Below are 17,432 nucleotides of genomic sequence, written 5' to 3' on the forward strand. Positions count from 1 at the left end.
AAGACGCCGGGTACGGATCTGCGCGAGGGGATTCCTACGCTGCCGGTGCTGCGGCTGCGTGAGCGGGCGCAGCGGCTGGGGCTGGCCGAGGACATCGCGCTCTGCGAGCTGCTCGACTCCGACCTGACCGACGATGTACGGCACGCGGAGGCGCTGACCGCGCTGCGGGTGCATCCGGCGCTGGAGCAGGCGCGACGGGACACCGTGCGCTATGCGGAGGACGCGCGGGCTTCGCTGGCGCCCTTGCCGGAGTGTGACGCGAAGGCCGCGCTCATGGAGCTGTGCGACGCGGTGGTGCATCGGGCGGGTTGACCGCCCTGAATGCAATGCCCCTGGTGTGACGCACGCCACATTCCTGGACTGAGTCCAAAACCAGATCCTCCCCGTATTCATGCCCAGAAGCCGACGCAGGGGGCGTCGGCGGACAAACGGGGAGAAAAGTTCATGCGCAAGAGCCTGATCGTCGCCGCCGTGGCGTTGGCCGCCGCCGCTGTTCCCACCTCGGCCTCGGCCACCAGCGACACCGGCGACCACGGGACCATCCTCGCCGCCGGACTCCGCGGCGCGAACGAGGTGCCTGTCGCGGGCGGCCCCGCCGTCGGGGACAAGGACGGCACCGCGCTCCAGTTCATCCAGGTCAAGGGCGACAAGGTCTCCGTCGCCGTCAAGTGGCGCGGCGTCGACAAGCCCACCGCGCTCCACCTCCACCAGGGCGCCAAGGGCACCAACGGCCGCGTCAAGGTCGACTTCACCGAGCTGCTCGCCGGCGGCAAGGGCAAGACCGTCACCGGCACCGTCAAGGTCACCGACCAGGCTCTGCTCGACTCGCTGAAGTCCGACCCCGGTTCGTTCTACGCCAACCTGCACACCGCCGAGTTCCCGGGCGGCGCCGTCCGCGGCCAGCTCCACAAGGTGACCACCGACTTCGACTTCCGCCACGCGCTTCACAACTTCCAGGCGTCCGTCATCAAGGGCGAGCAGATCTACGAGTGCAAGCCGGCCGAGGGCGGCGGCCACGCCTTCGCCCAGCGGGACGTCAGCGCCCTGCTCGCCGGACCGATCGCGCACTCCTTCGTCAAGCCCAACTCCGGTATCCCGCAGTGGATCGCGCCCGACCGCAGCGCGGTCACCGGATCCGTCCTCAGCCGGACGCCCAACGGGGACGGGAACATCCCCGAGCTGGATCTGAAGGCCACTCAGTCCGGCAAGCACCGGGGCCTGCTCGCGCACACCGCGGAGATCCTCCGCCTGAACACCGTCGGCGGCGTCGCCCCGGCCGGCTCCTGCACTCCGGGCACCATCGTGGGCGTCCCGTACAAGGCGGACTACGTGTTCATCCAGGGCTGATCGAGCAGCAGAGCGGCGGCGTTCTCCCGCACGACCCCTACGGGTCGGGGGAGGCGCCGCCCTCTCATGTCATACCGCAGGTGTACACGGAGTTGAGCCCGCGGTCTGACGCTTCCCGTCGGCCGATTTGGTCAGATGGTGACAACGGAAAACACCACTCCTCACCGATTCGGGTGAGAATGGCGGCTACGGGCTGGACGCACGGGAGTTGGCAGGCCGCCGCCGACGACGGAGGTAAGGCACACATGGCACCGTACGAATCCGACGACAGCACAACCGCGGACGAGACCGACGACCTGCGCGCGGGGCGGCGCAAAGCCGCGCGGTACGTCGTCCCGGTCGTGGTGGTGGGCGTGGCGGCGGCGACCATCGGTCTCGTCCCCGCCATCGCCGACTCCGGCGACCCCGACCTGCCGGAGATCAGCGCACAGCAACTCATCGAGAAGATCGCCGAGTCCGACGTACAGCAGCTGTCCGGGACGGTGAGGATCAGCACCGATCTGGGCCTGCCCGACCTCGGCGGGCTTGAGAGCTCGCTGGCGTCCGGGGCGATGGAGTCCGGGGACGGTTCGTCCGCCGATCCGTCGGCCAAGCTCACCGAGCTGGTGTCCGGCACGCACACCCTGCGCGTCGCCGCCGACGGCCCGGACCGGCAGAAGCTCTCCCTGCTGGAGAACGCCGCCGAGTACAGCCTCATCCACAACGGCAAGGACGTCTGGGGCTACGACAGCGCCTCCAACGAGGTCTTCCACGGCACCGCCGAAGAGAGCGCCGAGCAGCAGAAGGAGGTCCCGGCCACGCCCAAGGACCTCACCGAGGAGGCCCTGAAGTCGGTCGACGACACCACGTCCGTCACCGTCGACGGCACCGCCCAGGTCGCGGGCCGGGACGCCTATCGGCTGCTCATCAAGCCCAAGCAGTCCGGCACCACGGTCGGCGCCATCACCGTGGCCGTGGACGCCAAGACCGGCATGCCGCTGAAGTTCACGCTCACCCCGTCGAGCGGCGGCGCCGCCGTGGTGGACGCGGGCTTCACCCAGGTCAGCTTTGCCAAGCCGGCCGCGTCCACCTTCGAGTTCACCCCGCCGAAGGGCGCGAAGGTCACCGAGGAGGGCGAGGTCGCACCGGAGGAGGAGCACACCCACGAGCCGGCGAAACCCGAGGGCGAACCGCAGGTCATCGGCGAGGGCTGGAACTCCGTCGCCGTCCTCGACACCGGCGGCGAGGGCATTCCCTCCGGCTCCGAGGTCGGCGGCGACCTCGGCGGCTTCATGGACTCCCTCGGCGACAAGGTGAAGGGCAGGTTCGGCGAGGGCACAGTCTTCAAGACCCGCCTGGTCAACGCCCTGATCACCGACGACGGCAAGGTCTACGTCGGCGCGGTCACCAAGGACGCGCTGGTCAAGGCCGCCAACGCCGGGTAATAAGGCACCCATGACTGACATGTCCGCCGCGGAGCCAGGACCGGAGCAGCCCGACGCGGGTGACAGCGTGATCGTCACCCGCGCGCTCACCAAGCGCTACCGCGGCGGACAACTCGCCGTGGACGGTCTCGATCTGACCGTCCCGGCGGGCAGCGTCTTCGGCTTCCTCGGCCCCAACGGCTCCGGCAAGACCACCACCATCCGGATGCTGATGGGCCTGATCGAACCCACCTCCGGCACGGCCCGAGTCCTCGGCCGTCCCATGCCCCGCGCCACCCGCACAGTCCTCCCGCAGGTAGGAGCCCTCATCGAGGGCCCCGCCCTGTACGGCTTCCTCTCGGGTCGCGACAACCTCCTGCGCTACGACGCCGGGGACCCGACCGCCGACCCGCGCACCCGGCGTCAGCGCATCGCGGCGGCGCTGGACCGGGTGGGCCTGACGGCCGCCGCGGGCAAGAAGGCCAGGGCGTACTCGCTCGGCATGAAACAGCGGCTCGGCCTCGCGGCGGCCCTGCTCCAGCCACGCCGGCTCCTGGTGCTGGACGAGCCGACCAACGGTCTCGACCCGCAGGGCATGCGCGAGATCCGCTCGTTGATACGGGAGCTGGCCTCCGACGGCACGACCGTCTTCCTCTCCTCCCACCTCCTCGACGAGATCGAGCAGGTGTGCACCCACGCGGCCGTGATGGCCCAGGGCCGGCTCATCACCCAGGGCGCGGTCGGCGACCTCGCGGCCGGGATGCGCGGCAGGCTCGTGGTCACCACCCCCGACACCGCGGACGCCGCCCGGGTGCTGAAGGAACAGGGCGCGGGTGATGTCGTGGTCACCGAGGACCAGGTGACGGCCGAACCGCCCGATCGCGATCTCGCGGATCTCAACGCCGCTCTGGTGACGGCGGGCGTCCGCGTCCGCGGCTTCGGCGTCGAACGGCCCTCCCTGGAGGACGCGTTCGTGGCACTGACGGGGGAGGGCTTCGATGTCGCAGGCTGAACTCACCCGCCCGGCGAGTGTGTTGTGGACCTTCGGGCTCCTGCGCAACGAGTTGCGTACGACACTCCGCCGCTGGCGCACCCTCGCCCTGCTGGGCGTCCTCGCGGCCGTGCCGGTCCTGGTCGGGGTCGCCGTGAAGATCGAGACCGGGGACGGCGGTTCGGTCGGTGGCGGCGGTGGCGAGGGACCCGCGTTCATCTCGCAGATCACCAACAACGGCCTGTTCCTGGTGTTCACCGCGCTCGCCGCGACGCTGCCGTTCTTCCTGCCGATGGCCATCGGCGTCGTCGCGGGCGACGCCATCGCCGGCGAGGCCAACGCGGGCACCCTGCGCTACCTCCTGGTCGCCCCCGCCGGCCGCACCCGGCTGCTGCTCACCAAGTACGCGACCACGATGGCCTTCTGTCTGCTGGCCACGCTCGTGGTCGCGGTCTCGGCGCTGACGGTCGGCGCGCTGCTCTTCCCGCTGGGAGACCTGACGACGATCTCCGGCACACAGATCAGCTTCACCGAGGGACTCGGCCGCGCGCTGCTCATCGCGCTGATCGTCGCCGCCTCACTGACCGGCGTCGCGGCGCTCGGCCTGTTCGTCTCCACCCTGACCAACAGCGGCATCGCGGCGATGGCGACGACCGTGGGCCTGCTGATCACGATCCAGATCCTCGACCAGATCCCCCAGCTGGACGCGCTCCAGCCGTACTTCTTCTCGCACTACTGGCTGTCCTTCGCGGACCTGATGCGCGACCCGATCTACTGGGACGACCTGGTCAAGAACCTCGGCCTCCAGGCCCTGTACGCCGGGGTGTTCGGCTCGGCGGCCTGGGCGCGGTTCACGGCGAAGGACATCACCGCTTAGCTTTCGTGGGGGAACCGCGCGAGCGGAGTCTCCCCCTGGAAGAACGCCTTCGCGCGGGTCAGCGCCTCGGCGTCATTGAGTACGTCACCGGGCTTGCTGCCGTTGCCGAGCAGCACCCCGCCGAAACGCATCCCCATGTACGCGGCCGAGTTGTTGAGCGTGCCGATCAGCGGGTCGGCGACCGCCGGCTCGTGCTCGGCGAGCACGGTGACTCCCCACAGGGTGCGCCCGGCCATCGTCGGCTTGAAGTCGAGGCCGGGGGTGCGCAGCCAGCCGGCCCAGTAGTCGAGGTAGCGCTTGGTGTGGGCGGACACCGAGTACCAGTACAGCGGGGAGACGATCACGATGTCCGTCGCCGCGAGGGTGGCGTCGAGCAGCAGCGCGACATTGCCCTCCGTCGGGCGGACACGGTCGCTGTCGTGGCGCAGATCCACGAAGTCCGGCAGCGGATGCGCGGCGAGATCGATCCACTGCTGCTCGACGTCCTCGGGCAACTGTTCGGCGGCACGGCGGGCGAGCGTCTCGGTGTTGCCGTCGTCGCGGCTGCTGCCGAGGACGAACAGGAAACGGCGGGTCATGGGTCCCCCAGGATGCGAATGGTCGGCGTGTGCGAACAAACTGCATCTGCATTATATGCGTACGCAATAATCTGGCGAGGGGGATTTCCGGAGTCCGCCCGCTACCGTCGCCCGGTTCCTGTGAGGCGGGCCAGCGCCGCGGCCTCCCGGGGCGGCCGCCCGTCGGTCTCGCCGAGCCGCCAGGCCTGGACCCAGGGCACGCGGTACACGTCGATGACCTCCTCGATCGCCTTCACCCGCTGGGCGAGCGGACGCGGCAGCCGCCCCGGCGCATCGGCGACGAGCACGACCGCGTCCAGGTCGACCCCGGGCGGCACCTGTCCGTATCGGAAGGCCTCCAGCGCCCGCAGCACGGCGTCGAGGCCGGCGGCGTGCGTACGGCCGACCAGCAGGACGGACTGCGGGTCACCGGGCCCCGGCCACTCGCGCCCGCAGTCGTGGCCGCCGTAGACGGAGGCCAGCGTGGTGACACCGGCGCCGCCGTGGGTGCCGACCCAGGAGTAGCGCCGGGGGGTCACCCCGGCGGGTGGTGCGGGCTCTTCCGGTACGGCCACCGGCCCGCGGATCCAGATTTCCGGTCCTTGCTGCACGTCAGTCCGCATGCCCGCGTTCCTCCCTTTCACGCCAACGATCTTCGGGGTGGCCGGGGTGTCGGTGTGACGGGGGGTCAGTTCCTGGAACGAGGCTGTGACGACCCGGTGACGTGTGCACCGGGGACCTGCGGAGAGACTCGACGGTAGGTGTTGCCAGGGAGTGAGGAACCGATGTCTCGACTCAGCCGCGCGAAGAAGCGGGAACAGGGGGAGGAGCGGGCGGTGGATCCGACGGCTTCTACGGCGGCGCCGATCGAGGTCCGCGTTCCGGCGACCGGCGCGGGCGGCGCGTCGGTCGGTGGGGTCCCGGTCTCGGCGGTCCCGGGCGAGGAGATCCAGCAGACCGTCCTGAACCACCTCCACCGCATCGCTCTCGCGACCGGAAACCCCGTACGGGCGACGATCCAGGACGACCGGATCGGGTACGCCGTGCCGCTCCAGGTGAATCTGGACGGGTCGAGTGCGCTGACGGGGGAGCCGGTGGACACAGCGCCGCGAGCTGCCCTTCCGGAGGAGGAGCCGCGGCCGACCCGGGACAGGCCCACTCATCTCCTGCGCCCGGTCACCGACCCCGCCCCGACGTTCCCCCTACGGGCCGTCCAGGACCCCGCGCCCGGCACGGTCGCTCCGCCGGTGGGTGAGTTCGGCCCGCCACCGGTGATGGACGCGCCGCCGACTCCGGTCGATGCGCCGCCGAATCCGATCGATGCGCCGCCGAATCCGATCGATGTGCGGCCGACGCCCGCCGATGCGCAGTCGATTCCCGCTGACGCGCGCCCGGCTCCAGCCGCTGCGCAACCGCCCCGGAAGGCAACCCCGGACCCGGCCTTCGACCCAGCCCTCGACCCCGCCCTGGACCCGACCCCCAAACCCCCGACCCCACCCCGAGGCTTCGATGCCGTCGCCGAAGCCGTACTCGGCGACGAGCCCCCCACCGCCACCTTCCTCGCGGAACCGGTGACCAGGATCAACGAGGCCGTCCGGGCCGGGCGCACTCAGGAGGCGGCGGAGCTCGCGCGGCGGACCGTGGCGCAGGCCTCGCAGTCACTGGGCCCCGAGCACCCCGAGGTGCTCCAGCTCCGTGAACTGACCGCCTACATCGCCTACTTGGCAGGCGATCCGGCGCACGCCTTCGCCCTCTCCCTTGACCTGGCCCGGATACACCACCGCGCCCAGGACGCCGAGGCCGCCTACGGCAACGTCCTGAGCGCGGCCACCGCCTGGCGTGCCGTACGCGACCCCGAGCAGGGCCTGCGTCTTGGCCACGACCTGATCGCCCTGTGGGCCGCCCTCACCGCGCAGGACGGCCCGGCCGCCGAGGACGCCGAGAAGCTGGAGTCGGCCAGGACCCGCATGGGCCGGCTCACGGAGCGCGTCCGAAGGCAGCCTTAGAGCGTGTCCGTGGGCAGCCCTAGGAGGACAGCTCCCACACCGCGTAGGCGAGCGCGTCGCTGTTCCGGTTCAGTGCCGTGTCGTTGATGTTGGACGTCGTGTCGCAGGACGAGTGGTAGCAGCGGTCGAAGGCCTGCCCGGCCGTGCCGCCCCACTTGGCCGCCTGCGCCGAGGACTTGGTGCGGCCGGCGCCGGTGAACAGCCCGCCGACCGGTACGCCCGCGCTCTTGAAGGGCGCGTGGTCGGACCGTCCGTCGCCCTCGGTCTCGATCTCCGTCGGGACACCGATGCCGGTGAAGTAGTCCTTGAAGGTCTTCTCGATCGCCGGATCGTCGTCGTAGACGAAGTAGCCGGGGTTGGGCGAGCCGATCATGTCGAAGTTCAGATAGCCGCTGATCCTCGCGCGGTTCGCCGAGGACAGGTTGTTGACGTAGTACCGGGAGCCGACGAGCCCCAGCTCCTCCGCGCCCCACCAGGCGAACCGCAGATGCTTGGTGGGCTGAAGGCTCGCGCGGGACACGGCGAGGGCGGTCTCCAGTACGGCCGCCGAGCCGGAGCCGTTGTCGTTGATCCCGGCGCCGGAGCTCACGCTGTCGAGGTGCGAGCCAGCCATGAGGACCTGGTCGGGGTCGCCGCCGGGCCAGTCGGCGATCAGGTTGTAGCCGACGCGTCCGGAGGCGGTGAACTGCTGGACGGTGGTGGTGAATCCGGCGGCGTCGAGCTTGGCCTTCACGAAGTCGAGGGAGGCTCTGTAACCGGCGCGGCCGTGCGCGCGGTTGCCGCCGTTGGCGGTGGCGATGGACTGAAGCTGGGCCAGATGGGCCTTGACGTCGGCCACGGGGATGTCGGGGGCGGCGGCCACCGCGGACTCCGGGGCGGGGGCCGCCCCGGCTATGGATCCGCCGAGCAGGAGAGTGACGGACGCGACGACGGCGGTGGCCGTGACACGCCCGGGAACCGAGAGCTTCATGGTGGGGGGCTCCGAATTCCTTGGGAATCACAGGGATTCCACAGCGAATGGGGTGCCTGGATGGTGAAGCTGTGGCTGACGCTCCGTCAAGAGCGCTATCTGGACAGCATGTTCGTATACCGGGCGCCATCCGTCGGCTCACTGCACGCAGAACTCGTTCCCCTCCGGATCCGCCATCACGACCCACTGTCCTGACGGCTCCTTGACCTCCCGCAGCACACTCGCGCCGAGCTTTCTCAGCCGCTCGACCTCCGCCTCCCGCTGTCCCTCGGGTGCGTGCAGGTCGAGATGGAGCCGGTTCTTGACGGTCTTCTCCTCCGGCACCCGCTGGAACAGCAGCCGCCGCCCGAGCCCGGTCCCGCTGTCCTGGTCGTACGGGTCGCCGGGATGCCGTACGGCGACCAGGTCCCGGAAGGCCAGACGGGCGTGGAACTCGACGGTCGCCTCGCGCGGCAGCGCGCCGAGCTCCAGCAGCCGCTCGATGAGCGCGTTGTTGTCCTCGACCTCGTAGTGCAGCGCGGCGGCCCAGAAGTCCGCCTGCGACTGCGGGTGGGCGCAGTCGATGACGAGTTTCCAGTGCAGCGGCGCGGGTGCTGATGCGGGATCAGGGGTCTGCGTCATGAGGTCACTTATATCGGCTGACACTGACAAAAGCCGCTGACCTCGAACAACGCGCCTAAACCGGCTCCGCCTCCCGCTTGTCGTACGCCTCCCGAGCCTGAGCGATCTCCTGCTGGTGCTGCTCCGTCCAGGTCACCAGCGACTGGATCGTCGCGTGCAAGGTCCCGCCCAGCGGCGTCAGTTCGTACTCCACCCGCGGCGGCACCACCGGGTGCACGGTCCGCTTCACCAGCCCGTCCCGCTCCAACTGGCGCAGCGTCACGGTCAGCATCCGCTGGCTGACCCCGTCGATCTCGCGCCGCAGTTCGGTGAAGCGCAGCCTCCGGTTGTCCAGCAGGGCGATCACGAGCAGCGACCACTTGTCGGCCACCCTGTCCAGGATCTGCCGTACCTGGCAGTCTTCCCGGGTGTCCCACTGGAAGGGGTCGGCGTCGCCGTAGTCCACGGTGCTCGCGCAGTTACTCGGTGACTTCGAAGTGCCTTCTTCCATGTCTGCCGATGCTGCCGCAGGGTGGGGGTGGTTACAAGAGGGAACCGACCCTCAGTCGCGTAACCGCCCCCTACTCATGGAGTGTTGACATGGGCACCCGCGCCTGGGCGCTGCTGTTCGTCCTCTGCGGAACGATTTTCCTGGAGGGCATCGACGTCGCCATGATGGCCGTCGCGATCCCGTCGATCAGAGCCGATCTGGGGCTCACGACCGGCACCGCGGCCTGGGTCATGAGCGCCTACGTCCTCGGTTACGCCGGTTTCACCCTGCTGGGCGGCCGGGCCGCCGACCTGCTGGGCAGACGCCGGATGTTCCTGCTCTGGCTCACCGTCTTCCTGGGCTTCTCCGGCCTCGGCGGTTTCGCCACCGAGGGCTGGATGCTGATCCTCGCCCGCTTCGTCACCGGCGTCGCGTCCGCCTTCATGACCCCGGCCGCCCTGTCGCTGATCACGACGTCGTACGAGGAGGGCCCTCGGCGCAACAAGGCCCTGCTGATCTTCGCCGGTACGGCCGCCGGCGGATTCTCCTTCGGCCTGGTGGCCGGCGGACTGCTCACCGAACTCGGTTGGCGGTGGGTCTTCTTCGCACCGGTCCTGCTGGCCGCCGCGCTGCTCATCGCGGCCGTGCGCCTGGTTCCCCGGCAGGACGGTCCGCGCGAGCGCGGACGGGGCTTCGACCTGCCCGGCGCGATCATTGCCGCCGGCGCCATGCTGCTGGCCGCCTACACCGTCGTACGCCTGGAACACGGCCTGGACGACTGGCCGCTCACCGCGGCCGCGGCCCTCGTCGCGGTGCTGCTGGCCGGCGTCTTCGTGGCCGTCGAGCGCCGGGCCGCCGATCCGCTGGTCCGGCTGGGCATCCTGCGCGTGGGGCCGGTCGTCCGGGCCGACCTCGGGGCGCTGCTCTTCGTCGGCGCCTTCTTCGGCTTCCAGTTCGTCGTGACGCTCTACCTTCAGGAACTGCGCGGCTGGTCCTCTCTCCAGACCGCGCTCGCGCTGGTGATCATGGGCTGCGACACGGTCCTGGCCCCGACCCTCACCCCGAAGCTGGTCGCCCGCTACGGCAACACCCGCGTGATCGTCGGCGGCTTCGCGCTGGCCGTCGTCGCCTACGCGCTGTTCCTGCCGGTCGGCATGGACTGGCCGTATCTCGTCATGCTGCCGGCGCTGTTCGTCGCGGGCACCGCGTTCGCGCTGGCCTACGGTCCGCTGACGATCGCGGCGACGGAAGGGGTCGCCGAGGAGGAGCAGGGCCTGGCGAGCGGGCTGCTGACCACCGCGACCCAGTTCGGCTCCGCGATCGGGATTTCCGCGGTCACGGCCGTCTACGGCCTCGCGTCCACCGGATCCGGGCCCGAGGAGACGCTGTCCGCGTTCCGTACGGCGCTGGTGGTGCCGGTCGTGATGGTGGCGCTCGGCCTGCTGGTCTCGGCCCTCAGCGCGCGGGCGGAGCGGCGCGCGGAGCGCCAGGCGTCGGCGGTCAGCAGCGTCAGAGCCAGCCAGACCAGCGCGAACCCGGCCCAGCGCTCGGCGGGCATGGCCTCGCGGAAGTAGAGGATGCCGAGCAGGAACTGGAAGACGGGCGCCAGGTACTGCAGCAGGCCCAGCGTGGACAGCGGCACGCGGATGGCCGCCGCTCCGAAGCAGATCAGCGGCAGCGCGGTGACGAGGCCGAGGGTGGCGAGGAGCGCCGCGTGACCGGGGCCCTCGGTGGTGAAGGTGGAGCCGCCGTCGGCCGTCAGCCACAGCAGATAGGCCAGGGCCGGCAGGAACTGGATGGCGGTCTCGGCGGCCAGCGACTCCAGGCCGCCGAGGCCCACCTTTTTCTTCACCAGGCCGTAGGTGGCGAAGGAGAAGGCGAGGACGAGCGAGATCCACGGTGGCCGGCCGTAGCCGATGGTGAGGACCAGGACCGCGGCGAAGCCGATCCCGACCGCAGCCCACTGCACGGGACGCAGCCGTTCCTTCAGGAGCAGCACGCCCATCGCGATGGTGACCAGCGGGTTGATGAAGTAGCCGAGCGAGGCCTCGACGACCCGGTCGTTGTTCACGGCCCAGATGTAGACGCCCCAGTTCACGGCGATGACGGTCGAGGCGACGGCGATGAGCGCGAGCCGGCGCGGCCGGCGCAGCAGCTCACCGGCCCACTTCCAGCGCCGTATGACCAGCAGGGCCACGGCGACCACGGCGAGGGACCACACCATCCGGTGGGCCAGCACCTCGAAGGGCTCGGCGGGCTTCAGCAGCGGGAAGTACAGGGGGAACAGCCCCCACATCCCATAAGCCGCGAAGCCGTTCAGCAAACCTATGTGCCGCTCGCCCCTCGGCTTCCCGCTCACGGGCCCTCCCTCTGGTCGTACTCGCCTGGAAGAAGGTAGCGCCGATCACCCCCGGCTGTCATGCCCGTATCGCCATACGGTCATGACAGCCGGGGGTGCTGATCGCCGGGGGTGTCAGCCCTTGAGCGCGGCGGCGATGGCCTCGGAGAGCGGCGTGGTGGGACGCCCGGCGAGACGGGACAGGTCGCCGGAGGAGACGACCAGCTCGCCCTTGGCCATGGAGGCGTCCACGCCGACGAGGATGTCGGCGAACGGCTCCGGCATCCCGGCGCCGCCGAGGATGCCCTTCATGACCTCGCCGGAGACGGCGCTGTAGGCGATCTCCTTGCCGGTCTGCCGGCTGAGCTCGGCCGCGTACTCGGCGAAGCTCCACGCCTCGTCGCCACCCAGCTCGTACGTCTGGTTCTCGTGCCCCTCACCGGTCAGTACGGCGACGGCGGCAGCGGCGTAGTCGGCGCGCGAGGCGGAGGAGACGCGGCCCTCACCGGCGGCGGCCACGACGGCGCTGTGCTCCAGCACGGGGGCGAGGTTCTCGGTGTAGTTCTCGTGGTACCAGCCGTTGCGCAGCAGGACGTAGGGCACGCCGGAGCCGGTGAGTGCCTCCTCGGTGCCACGGTGGTCGTCGGCGAGCGCGGCGCTCAGGCTGCCCGGGGCGCTGGTGTAGGCGAGCAGGGCGACGCCGGCGGCCTTCGCGGCCTCGATGACGACCTTGTGCTGGCCGACCCGGCCCTTGTCGAACTCGTTGCCGGAGACCAGCAGCACCTTGTCGCCGGCCGCGAACAGGCCGTCGAAGGTCTCGGGCGCGTTGTAGTCGGCGACCGCGATCCTCACGCCGCGCTCGGCGAGGTCGTCCGCCTTCTCGGGGGTGCGGACGACGGCGGTGACCTGGTCGGCCGGAACCTTCTCCAGCAGCTGCTCGACGACGTGGCGGCCCAGGTGTCCGGTTGCTCCGGTGACGACGATGCTCATGTGGAAACTCCTCGTGGGGTGATCTGCGATCGACCCTAGGGGAGGCGCTAACTATTGGAAAGTACCCACTTTGAAGTAAGGTACTGGCATGGCAGTAAGCATGACTGAGCAGGAATGGCGGCCCGACGGCGAGACGATGTGCCCGTACCGCCTGGTACTGGAGCACGTCACGAGCCGCTGGGGCGTGCTGGTCCTGATCAGCCTCATGGACCGCCCGTACCGCTTCAGCGAACTGCGCCGCGCGATCAGCGACGTCCGCCCGGTCAGCGAGAAGATGCTGACCCAGACCCTCCAGACCCTGGAACGCGACGGCATGATCCACCGCGACGCCAAGCCGGTGATCCCCCCGCGCGTCGACTACTCCCTGACCGACCTCGGCCGGGAGGCGGCGGAGCAGGTGCGGGGGCTGGCGGAGTGGACGGCGCGGCGGATGGGGCAGGTGCGGGAGGCCCGGGAGCGGTACGACGCGGAGAAGGGGCGGGGCTGAGCTCAGGTCCGGGGCGCGCGGCGCTCGAAGGGCACACATGCCTCAGGATTCCGGGCGACTTGCGAGGTGCGTCGCTTCCGTGCGCCCCCCGGACGCCTCCCGCGCGGACTTGAGTCGGCGGGCACGCTTGACAGGGGAGTGCCCACGCCCGCCGTGCCCCGGCCCGCCCCGTCACCGATCGGCGCACGGTCACCGGATCCAGGAAGATGCCTTGACATGGCCACACGGAATTTGGCCGCGCGCGGTCTCGGTTCCGCGTTAGCGACCGGCCTCGGCCTGCTGCGAGGGCCGTTCGCCCGCGGCGGTCGCCGTCGGCGCCAGGAAGAGCTCCTGACGGAGCTTCTACGGCAGCTCGCGCGCATGACGGAGGAGATCCACCGGGCGAACCTGATCCAGGAACACCGCATCGCCATGGACCTGATGGACCGCACGATCGACGACCCCTCCCTCGCCGACGCCCGGTCCACCCTGGCGGGCGTCTCCGAGGCCAAGCGACGGCAGATGATCTTCGCCAACCGGCAGTACGGATCGCTCCTGCTGGCCTACCGCATAGGATCCCTCGACTGGGGCGAACTCCTCGGTCACCTCAGGGTCCTGTGCCGCAACGGTCTCTTCGCCGAGTACTGGGACCGAACGGCCGAACACCGGCTGAGCCTGCCCACGGACTCCCTGGAACGGCAGGTGGGCAAGGGTGTCGACGCCATCCTGGAGGAGCTGGCGGAGGATCCGGAGGAGTGGTGGATCGTCGGACCCCCTGAGGGTGAGCCGCCCGGGTGACGGACCGCGTCAACGCCGACCGTCCCGACCCACTCCAACGGGTGTGAAAATTGCTCCGTCGGGAGGGAGTTGTGAATACGGCCAATCCCATCGCCGGGGCTTCTACTCTTAACCGGGCGACCTTACGTCCTGATCATGAAGAGGCCTCCGAGTGTCCAGCGAATACCGTGCCGTCACCGTCGTCCGCCGCCTCGGAGACCCCCCTCGGATGAGGGGCAGCCACACCAACGAGACCTGCCCCGACCTCTTCGAGCTGAGCGACGGCAACTTCGCGGTGATCGGCACGGAGGCCACCGCCGAACTCGATCCTCATCTGCCCGCGGATGCCGCGAGAGCCGACTATGAACGGATCGTCGTGATCAGCCGGGAGACCTTGATCAGAGCGAAGAAGGACATCCCCGACGCATAAGAGGGGCCTTGACGCATAAGAGGGGCCTTGCGTAAAGGGCCCGGGCATCAAGCGGTGCCCGGGCCCTTCGCCGTGGTCGGTGCTCAGCCGACGACCGTCCAGGTGTCGCCGCCCGCGAGCAGCGCGGCCAGGTCGCCCTTGCCGTTCTGCTCGATGGCCGTGTCCAGCTGGTCCGCCATCTGCGTGTCGTAGACCGGCCGTTCGACGCTGCGGAAGACGCCGATCGGTGTGTGGTGCAGGGTGTCGGGGTCGGCGAGGCGGGAGAGGGCGAAGGCCGTGGTCGGCGACGCGCTGTGGGCGTCATGGACCAGGATCTCCGCTTCGTTCTCCGGCGTCACCGTCACGACCTTCAGGTCACCCGTCACCCGGTCCCGGACCACGCCCCGCGCGCCGTCGGTGCCGAAGCGGATCGGCTCGCCGTGTTCCAGGCGGATGACCGCCTCCTGGGCCTGCTGCTTGTCCTTCACGACGTCGAAGGCGCCGTCGTTGAAGATATTGCAGTTCTGGTAGATCTCCACCAGCGCGGTCCCGGGGTGGGCGGATGCCTGGCGCAGCACCTCGGTCAGGTGCTTGCGGTCCGAGTCGACCGTCCGCGCGACGAAGGACGCCTCGGCGCCGATCGCCAGCGACACCGGGTTGAAGGGCGCGTCCAGTGAGCCCATCGGGGTCGACTTCGTGATCTTCCCGACCTCGGAAGTCGGGCTGTACTGGCCCTTGGTCAGTCCGTAGATCCGGTTGTTGAACAGCAGGATCTTGAGGTTCACATTGCGGCGCAGGGCATGGATCAGGTGGTTGCCGCCGATCGACAGGGCGTCGCCGTCACCGGTCACCACCCACACGCTCAGGTCCCGCCGGCTGGTCGCCAGACCCGTCGCGATGGCGGGCGCGCGGCCGTGGATGGAGTGCATTCCGTACGTGTTCATGTAGTACGGGAAGCGCGAGGAACAGCCGATCCCCGAGACGAACACGATGTTCTCCCGCGCCAGGCCGAGTTCGGGCATGAAGCCCTGCACCGCGGCCAGGATCGCGTAGTCACCGCAACCGGGGCACCAGCGCACCTCCTGATCGGACTTGAAGTCCTTCATGGACTGCCTGGCCTCGGCCTTGGGAACGAGCGAAAGCGCCTCGATCGTGCCCGTGCCTTCCCTGGACGTCTCAGCCATCGATGGCCTCCTTGAGAGCCGTTGCGAGCTGTTCGGCCTTGAACGGCATGCCGTTGACCTGGTTGTACGAGTGGGCGTCCACCAGGAACTTCGCCCGGATCAGCGTGGCGAGCTGACCGAGGTTCATCTCGGGGACGACGACGCGGTCGTACCGCTTGAGCACGTCACCGAGGTTGCTCGGGAAGGGGTTGAGATGCCGCAGATGCGCCTGCGCGATCTGGTGTCCGGCGGTACGCAGCCGGCGCACGGCCGCGGTGATCGGGCCGTAGGTCGAACCCCAGCCCAGCACCAGGGTCCTGGCCTCGTGCGGATCGTCGACCTCGAGGTCCGGCACATCGATACCGTCGATCTTCGCCTGCCGGATGCGGACCATGAAGTCGTGGTTGGCGGGGGCGTAGGAGATGTTGCCCGTGCCGTCTTCCTTCTCGATGCCGCCGATGCGGTGCTCAAGACCCGGGGTGCCGGGGACGGCCCACGGACGGGCGAGGGTCTGCGGATCCCTCTTGTACGGCCAGAAGACCTCCGAACCGTCCTCCAGGGTGTGGTTCGGGCCCTGGGCGAACTGCACCTGCAGATCCGGGAGTTCGTCCAGCTCCGGGATCCGCCACGGCTCGCTGCCGTTGGCCAGGTAGCCATCGGAGAGCAGGAACACCGGTGTGCGATACGTCAGCGCGATCCGCGCCGCCTCCAGTGCCGCGTCGAAGCAGTCCGCCGGCGTGCACGGCGCGATGACGGGCACCGGCGCCTCGCCGTTGCGCCCGAACATGGCCTGCAGCAGATCCGCCTGCTCGGTCTTGGTCGGCAGACCGGTCGAGGGCCCGCCGCGCTGGATGTCCACCACCAGCAGCGGCAGCTCCAGCGAGACGGCGAGCCCGATCGTCTCGCTCTTCAGCGCCACACCGGGCCCGGAGGTCGTCGTCACCGCGAGCGAGCCGCCGAAGGCCGCGCCCAGCGCCGCCCCGATCCCGGCGATCTCGTCCTCGGCCTGGAAGGTCCGCACACCGAAGTTCTTGTGCTTGCTGAGCTCATGCAGGATGTCGGACGCGGGAGTGATCGGGTACGAGCCCAGGAAGAGCGGCAGATCCGCCTGCCGGGAGGCCGCCACCAGGCCGTACGACAGGGCCAGGTTCCCGGAGATGTTCCGGTAGGTGCCGACGGGGAAGGCCTTGGCGGCCGGGGCGACCTCGTAGGAGACCGCGAAGTCCTCGGTCGTCTCGCCGAAGTTCCACCCCGCTTGGAACGCCGTGATGTTCGCCGCCGCGATGTCCGGCTTCTTCGCGAACTTCGACTTCAGGAACTTCTCCGTGCCCTCGGTGGGCCGGTGGTACATCCACGACAAGAGGCCGAGCGCGAACATGTTCTTGCTGCGCTCGGCCTCTTTGCGGCTGAGGTCGAATTCCTTGAGGGCTTCCACCGTCAGCGTCGTCAGCGGCACCGGATGCAGGTGGTAGCCGTCCAGCGAGCCGTCCTCCAGGGGAGAGCTGTCGTAGCCCACCTTCTGCATGGCCCGTTTGGTGAACTCGTCCGTGTTGACGATGATCTCCGCGCCGCGCGGCAGATCCTGCACGTTCGCCTTCAGCGCCGCGGGGTTCATCGCGACCAGCACATTCGGTGCGTCGCCCGGCGTGAGGATGTCGTGGTCGGCGAAGTGCAGCTGGAAGGAGGAGACACCGGGGAGGGTTCCGGCGGGGGCGCGAATTTCGGCAGGGAAGTTCGGCAGCGTCGACAGGTCGTTGCCGAAGGACGCCGTTTCCGAGGTGAAGCGGTCACCGGTGAGCTGCATACCGTCACCCGAGTCCCCTGCGAACCGAATGATCACTCGGTCCAGCCGGCGGACGTCCTTCGCCGTCGCCGGTTTGCGCTGCTCTCCCACTACTGCTTCGTCGGCCTGCTCCGCTGGGCTACTGACCTGGCTGGTCACTGAACTGGACCTCCTTCGAGGCGGCTGTCGGGGAGAGGCCTTCCCGAAGGCCCTCCCACAGGATCAACCCTACGTCCGTGAAGGTCGCCTCCCCCGGGTCATTCGC

The 17,432-nt window shown here is 69.7% G+C and carries 17 protein-coding genes and 2 pseudogenes; 10 read left to right on the forward strand and 9 right to left on the reverse strand.

The window, feature by feature from the left end; genetic code table 11:
• The 5 genes and pseudogenes from H4N64_RS06060 to H4N64_RS06080 form a co-directional block, all read left to right on the forward strand.
• Window positions 1-312 (forward strand): annotated as a pseudogene (locus H4N64_RS06060) (polyprenyl synthetase family protein); the annotation flags it as partial.
• A 132-nt stretch (window positions 313-444) separates the two neighbouring features.
• Window positions 445-1,347 carry a CHRD domain-containing protein gene (locus tag H4N64_RS06065; RefSeq protein WP_186281077.1) on the forward strand — a complete coding sequence of 301 codons (903 nt, stop codon included), beginning with the start codon at window positions 445-447 and terminating at the stop codon, window positions 1,345-1,347.
• Between the two features lie 245 nt (window positions 1,348-1,592).
• Window positions 1,593-2,771 carry a LolA family protein gene (locus H4N64_RS06070; protein ID WP_186281078.1) on the forward strand — a complete coding sequence of 393 codons (1,179 nt, stop codon included), beginning with the start codon at window positions 1,593-1,595 and terminating at the stop codon, window positions 2,769-2,771.
• A gap of 10 nt (window positions 2,772-2,781) precedes the next feature.
• Window positions 2,782-3,762, forward strand: coding sequence for an ABC transporter ATP-binding protein (locus H4N64_RS06075; protein WP_186281079.1), 981 nt, complete (start codon window positions 2,782-2,784; stop codon window positions 3,760-3,762).
• Window positions 3,749-4,618, forward strand: coding sequence for an ABC transporter permease (locus tag H4N64_RS06080; protein WP_186281080.1), 870 nt, complete (start codon window positions 3,749-3,751; stop codon window positions 4,616-4,618). The genes H4N64_RS06075 and H4N64_RS06080 overlap by 14 nt, the downstream gene beginning before the upstream one ends.
• On the opposite strand, the gene H4N64_RS06085 is transcribed toward H4N64_RS06080, so the two are convergent.
• Both H4N64_RS06085 and H4N64_RS06090 read right to left on the reverse strand, forming a co-directional pair.
• Entirely contained in the window at window positions 4,615-5,196 is a 582-nt protein-coding gene (locus H4N64_RS06085; RefSeq protein ID WP_186281081.1) for a flavodoxin family protein, read from the reverse strand. The genes H4N64_RS06080 and H4N64_RS06085 overlap by 4 nt on opposite strands.
• Before the next feature lie 101 nt (window positions 5,197-5,297).
• Window positions 5,298-5,798 (reverse strand): DUF6668 family protein, encoded by a 501-nt coding sequence (locus H4N64_RS06090; protein WP_186281082.1) that lies wholly within the window; start codon window positions 5,796-5,798, stop codon window positions 5,298-5,300.
• Window positions 5,799-5,960: 162 nt separating this feature from the next.
• Between H4N64_RS06090 and H4N64_RS06095 the strand changes: the two genes are divergently transcribed.
• Complete coding sequence (locus H4N64_RS06095; protein ID WP_186281083.1) at window positions 5,961-7,181, forward strand: tetratricopeptide repeat protein; 1,221 nt, start codon at window positions 5,961-5,963, stop codon at window positions 7,179-7,181.
• A gap of 19 nt (window positions 7,182-7,200) precedes the next feature.
• On the opposite strand, the gene H4N64_RS06100 is transcribed toward H4N64_RS06095, so the two are convergent.
• The 3 genes from H4N64_RS06100 to H4N64_RS06110 all read right to left on the reverse strand — a co-directional run bounded on the left by H4N64_RS06100 (window position 7,201) and on the right by H4N64_RS06110 (window position 9,262).
• The gene (locus H4N64_RS06100; RefSeq protein ID WP_186281084.1) at window positions 7,201-8,151 is read right to left on the reverse strand and encodes a M28 family metallopeptidase; all 951 of its coding nucleotides are present in this window, start codon (window positions 8,149-8,151) and stop codon (window positions 7,201-7,203) included.
• 138 nt (window positions 8,152-8,289) lie between these two features.
• Window positions 8,290-8,772 carry a VOC family protein gene (locus H4N64_RS06105; RefSeq protein WP_186281085.1) on the reverse strand — a complete coding sequence of 161 codons (483 nt, stop codon included), beginning with the start codon at window positions 8,770-8,772 and terminating at the stop codon, window positions 8,290-8,292.
• Between the two features lie 55 nt (window positions 8,773-8,827).
• Window positions 8,828-9,262 carry a winged helix-turn-helix transcriptional regulator gene (locus tag H4N64_RS06110; RefSeq protein ID WP_186281086.1) on the reverse strand — a complete coding sequence of 145 codons (435 nt, stop codon included), beginning with the start codon at window positions 9,260-9,262 and terminating at the stop codon, window positions 8,828-8,830.
• A gap of 164 nt (window positions 9,263-9,426) precedes the next feature.
• Here H4N64_RS06110 and H4N64_RS06115 point away from each other — a divergent pair.
• Window positions 9,427-10,506: pseudogene (locus tag H4N64_RS06115) on the forward strand (MFS transporter); the annotation flags it as partial.
• Between the two features lie 80 nt (window positions 10,507-10,586).
• On the opposite strand, the gene rarD reads toward H4N64_RS06115, so the two are convergent.
• Both rarD and H4N64_RS06120 read right to left on the reverse strand, forming a co-directional pair.
• Window positions 10,587-11,537, reverse strand: a complete 951-nt coding sequence (gene rarD / locus H4N64_RS44365; RefSeq protein WP_418896247.1) for an EamA family transporter RarD — start codon at window positions 11,535-11,537, stop codon at window positions 10,587-10,589.
• Window positions 11,538-11,714: 177 nt separating this feature from the next.
• Window positions 11,715-12,569 (reverse strand): SDR family oxidoreductase, encoded by an 855-nt coding sequence (locus H4N64_RS06120; RefSeq protein WP_186281088.1) that lies wholly within the window; start codon window positions 12,567-12,569, stop codon window positions 11,715-11,717.
• 88 nt (window positions 12,570-12,657) lie between these two features.
• Here H4N64_RS06120 and H4N64_RS06125 point away from each other — a divergent pair, with 88 nt between their 5' ends.
• The 3 genes from H4N64_RS06125 (at window position 12,658) to H4N64_RS06135 (ending at window position 14,242) form a co-directional block, all read left to right on the forward strand.
• Window positions 12,658-13,056 (forward strand): winged helix-turn-helix transcriptional regulator, encoded by a 399-nt coding sequence (locus tag H4N64_RS06125; protein ID WP_186281089.1) that lies wholly within the window; start codon window positions 12,658-12,660, stop codon window positions 13,054-13,056.
• 216 nt (window positions 13,057-13,272) lie between these two features.
• Window positions 13,273-13,833: a DUF6082 family protein gene (locus H4N64_RS06130; protein WP_186281090.1), complete on the forward strand. Its 561-nt coding sequence runs from the start codon at window positions 13,273-13,275 to the stop codon at window positions 13,831-13,833.
• 208 nt (window positions 13,834-14,041) lie between these two features.
• Window positions 14,042-14,242, forward strand: a complete 201-nt coding sequence (locus H4N64_RS06135) for a hypothetical protein (RefSeq protein ID WP_186281295.1) — start codon at window positions 14,042-14,044, stop codon at window positions 14,240-14,242.
• An 83-nt stretch (window positions 14,243-14,325) separates the two neighbouring features.
• On the opposite strand, the gene H4N64_RS06140 is transcribed toward H4N64_RS06135, so the two are convergent.
• Both H4N64_RS06140 and H4N64_RS06145 read right to left on the reverse strand, forming a co-directional pair.
• Complete coding sequence (locus H4N64_RS06140; protein ID WP_186281091.1) at window positions 14,326-15,405, reverse strand: 2-oxoacid:ferredoxin oxidoreductase subunit beta; 1,080 nt, start codon at window positions 15,403-15,405, stop codon at window positions 14,326-14,328.
• On the reverse strand, window positions 15,398-17,326 hold the full coding sequence (locus H4N64_RS06145) for a 2-oxoacid:acceptor oxidoreductase subunit alpha (protein WP_186281092.1): 1,929 nt from the start codon (window positions 17,324-17,326) through the stop codon (window positions 15,398-15,400). The genes H4N64_RS06140 and H4N64_RS06145 overlap by 8 nt, the downstream gene beginning before the upstream one ends.
• Window positions 17,327-17,432 lie beyond the last annotated feature (106 nt).

It is taken from the genome of Streptomyces cupreus, from assembly GCF_014257025.1.
In the GTDB taxonomy this organism is placed as follows: Bacteria; Actinomycetota; Actinomycetes; order Streptomycetales; family Streptomycetaceae; genus Streptomyces; species Streptomyces cupreus.

Excerpts from the sequence above, each read along its gene's own strand:
- H4N64_RS06065 (WP_186281077.1), top strand. The coding sequence starts at position 445 with ATGCGCAAGAGCCTGATCGTCGCCGCCGTGGCGTTGGCCGCCGCCGCT.
- H4N64_RS06070 (WP_186281078.1), top strand. The coding sequence starts at position 1,593 with ATGGCACCGTACGAATCCGACGACAGCACAACCGCGGACGAGACCGAC.
- H4N64_RS06075 (WP_186281079.1), top strand. The coding sequence starts at position 2,782 with ATGACTGACATGTCCGCCGCGGAGCCAGGACCGGAGCAGCCCGACGCG.
- H4N64_RS06080 (WP_186281080.1), top strand. The coding sequence starts at position 3,749 with ATGTCGCAGGCTGAACTCACCCGCCCGGCGAGTGTGTTGTGGACCTTC.
- H4N64_RS06085 (WP_186281081.1), bottom strand. The coding sequence starts at position 5,196 with ATGACCCGCCGTTTCCTGTTCGTCCTCGGCAGCAGCCGCGACGACGGC.
- H4N64_RS06090 (WP_186281082.1), bottom strand. The coding sequence starts at position 5,798 with ATGCGGACTGACGTGCAGCAAGGACCGGAAATCTGGATCCGCGGGCCG.
- H4N64_RS06095 (WP_186281083.1), top strand. The coding sequence starts at position 5,961 with ATGTCTCGACTCAGCCGCGCGAAGAAGCGGGAACAGGGGGAGGAGCGG.
- H4N64_RS06100 (WP_186281084.1), bottom strand. The coding sequence starts at position 8,151 with ATGAAGCTCTCGGTTCCCGGGCGTGTCACGGCCACCGCCGTCGTCGCG.
- H4N64_RS06105 (WP_186281085.1), bottom strand. The coding sequence starts at position 8,772 with ATGACGCAGACCCCTGATCCCGCATCAGCACCCGCGCCGCTGCACTGG.
- H4N64_RS06110 (WP_186281086.1), bottom strand. The coding sequence starts at position 9,262 with ATGGAAGAAGGCACTTCGAAGTCACCGAGTAACTGCGCGAGCACCGTG.
- rarD (WP_418896247.1), bottom strand. The coding sequence starts at position 11,537 with ATGTGGGGGCTGTTCCCCCTGTACTTCCCGCTGCTGAAGCCCGCCGAG.
- H4N64_RS06120 (WP_186281088.1), bottom strand. The coding sequence starts at position 12,569 with ATGAGCATCGTCGTCACCGGAGCAACCGGACACCTGGGCCGCCACGTC.
- H4N64_RS06125 (WP_186281089.1), top strand. The coding sequence starts at position 12,658 with ATGGCAGTAAGCATGACTGAGCAGGAATGGCGGCCCGACGGCGAGACG.
- H4N64_RS06130 (WP_186281090.1), top strand. The coding sequence starts at position 13,273 with ATGGCCACACGGAATTTGGCCGCGCGCGGTCTCGGTTCCGCGTTAGCG.
- H4N64_RS06135 (WP_186281295.1), top strand. The coding sequence starts at position 14,042 with ATGAGGGGCAGCCACACCAACGAGACCTGCCCCGACCTCTTCGAGCTG.
- H4N64_RS06140 (WP_186281091.1), bottom strand. The coding sequence starts at position 15,405 with ATGGCTGAGACGTCCAGGGAAGGCACGGGCACGATCGAGGCGCTTTCG.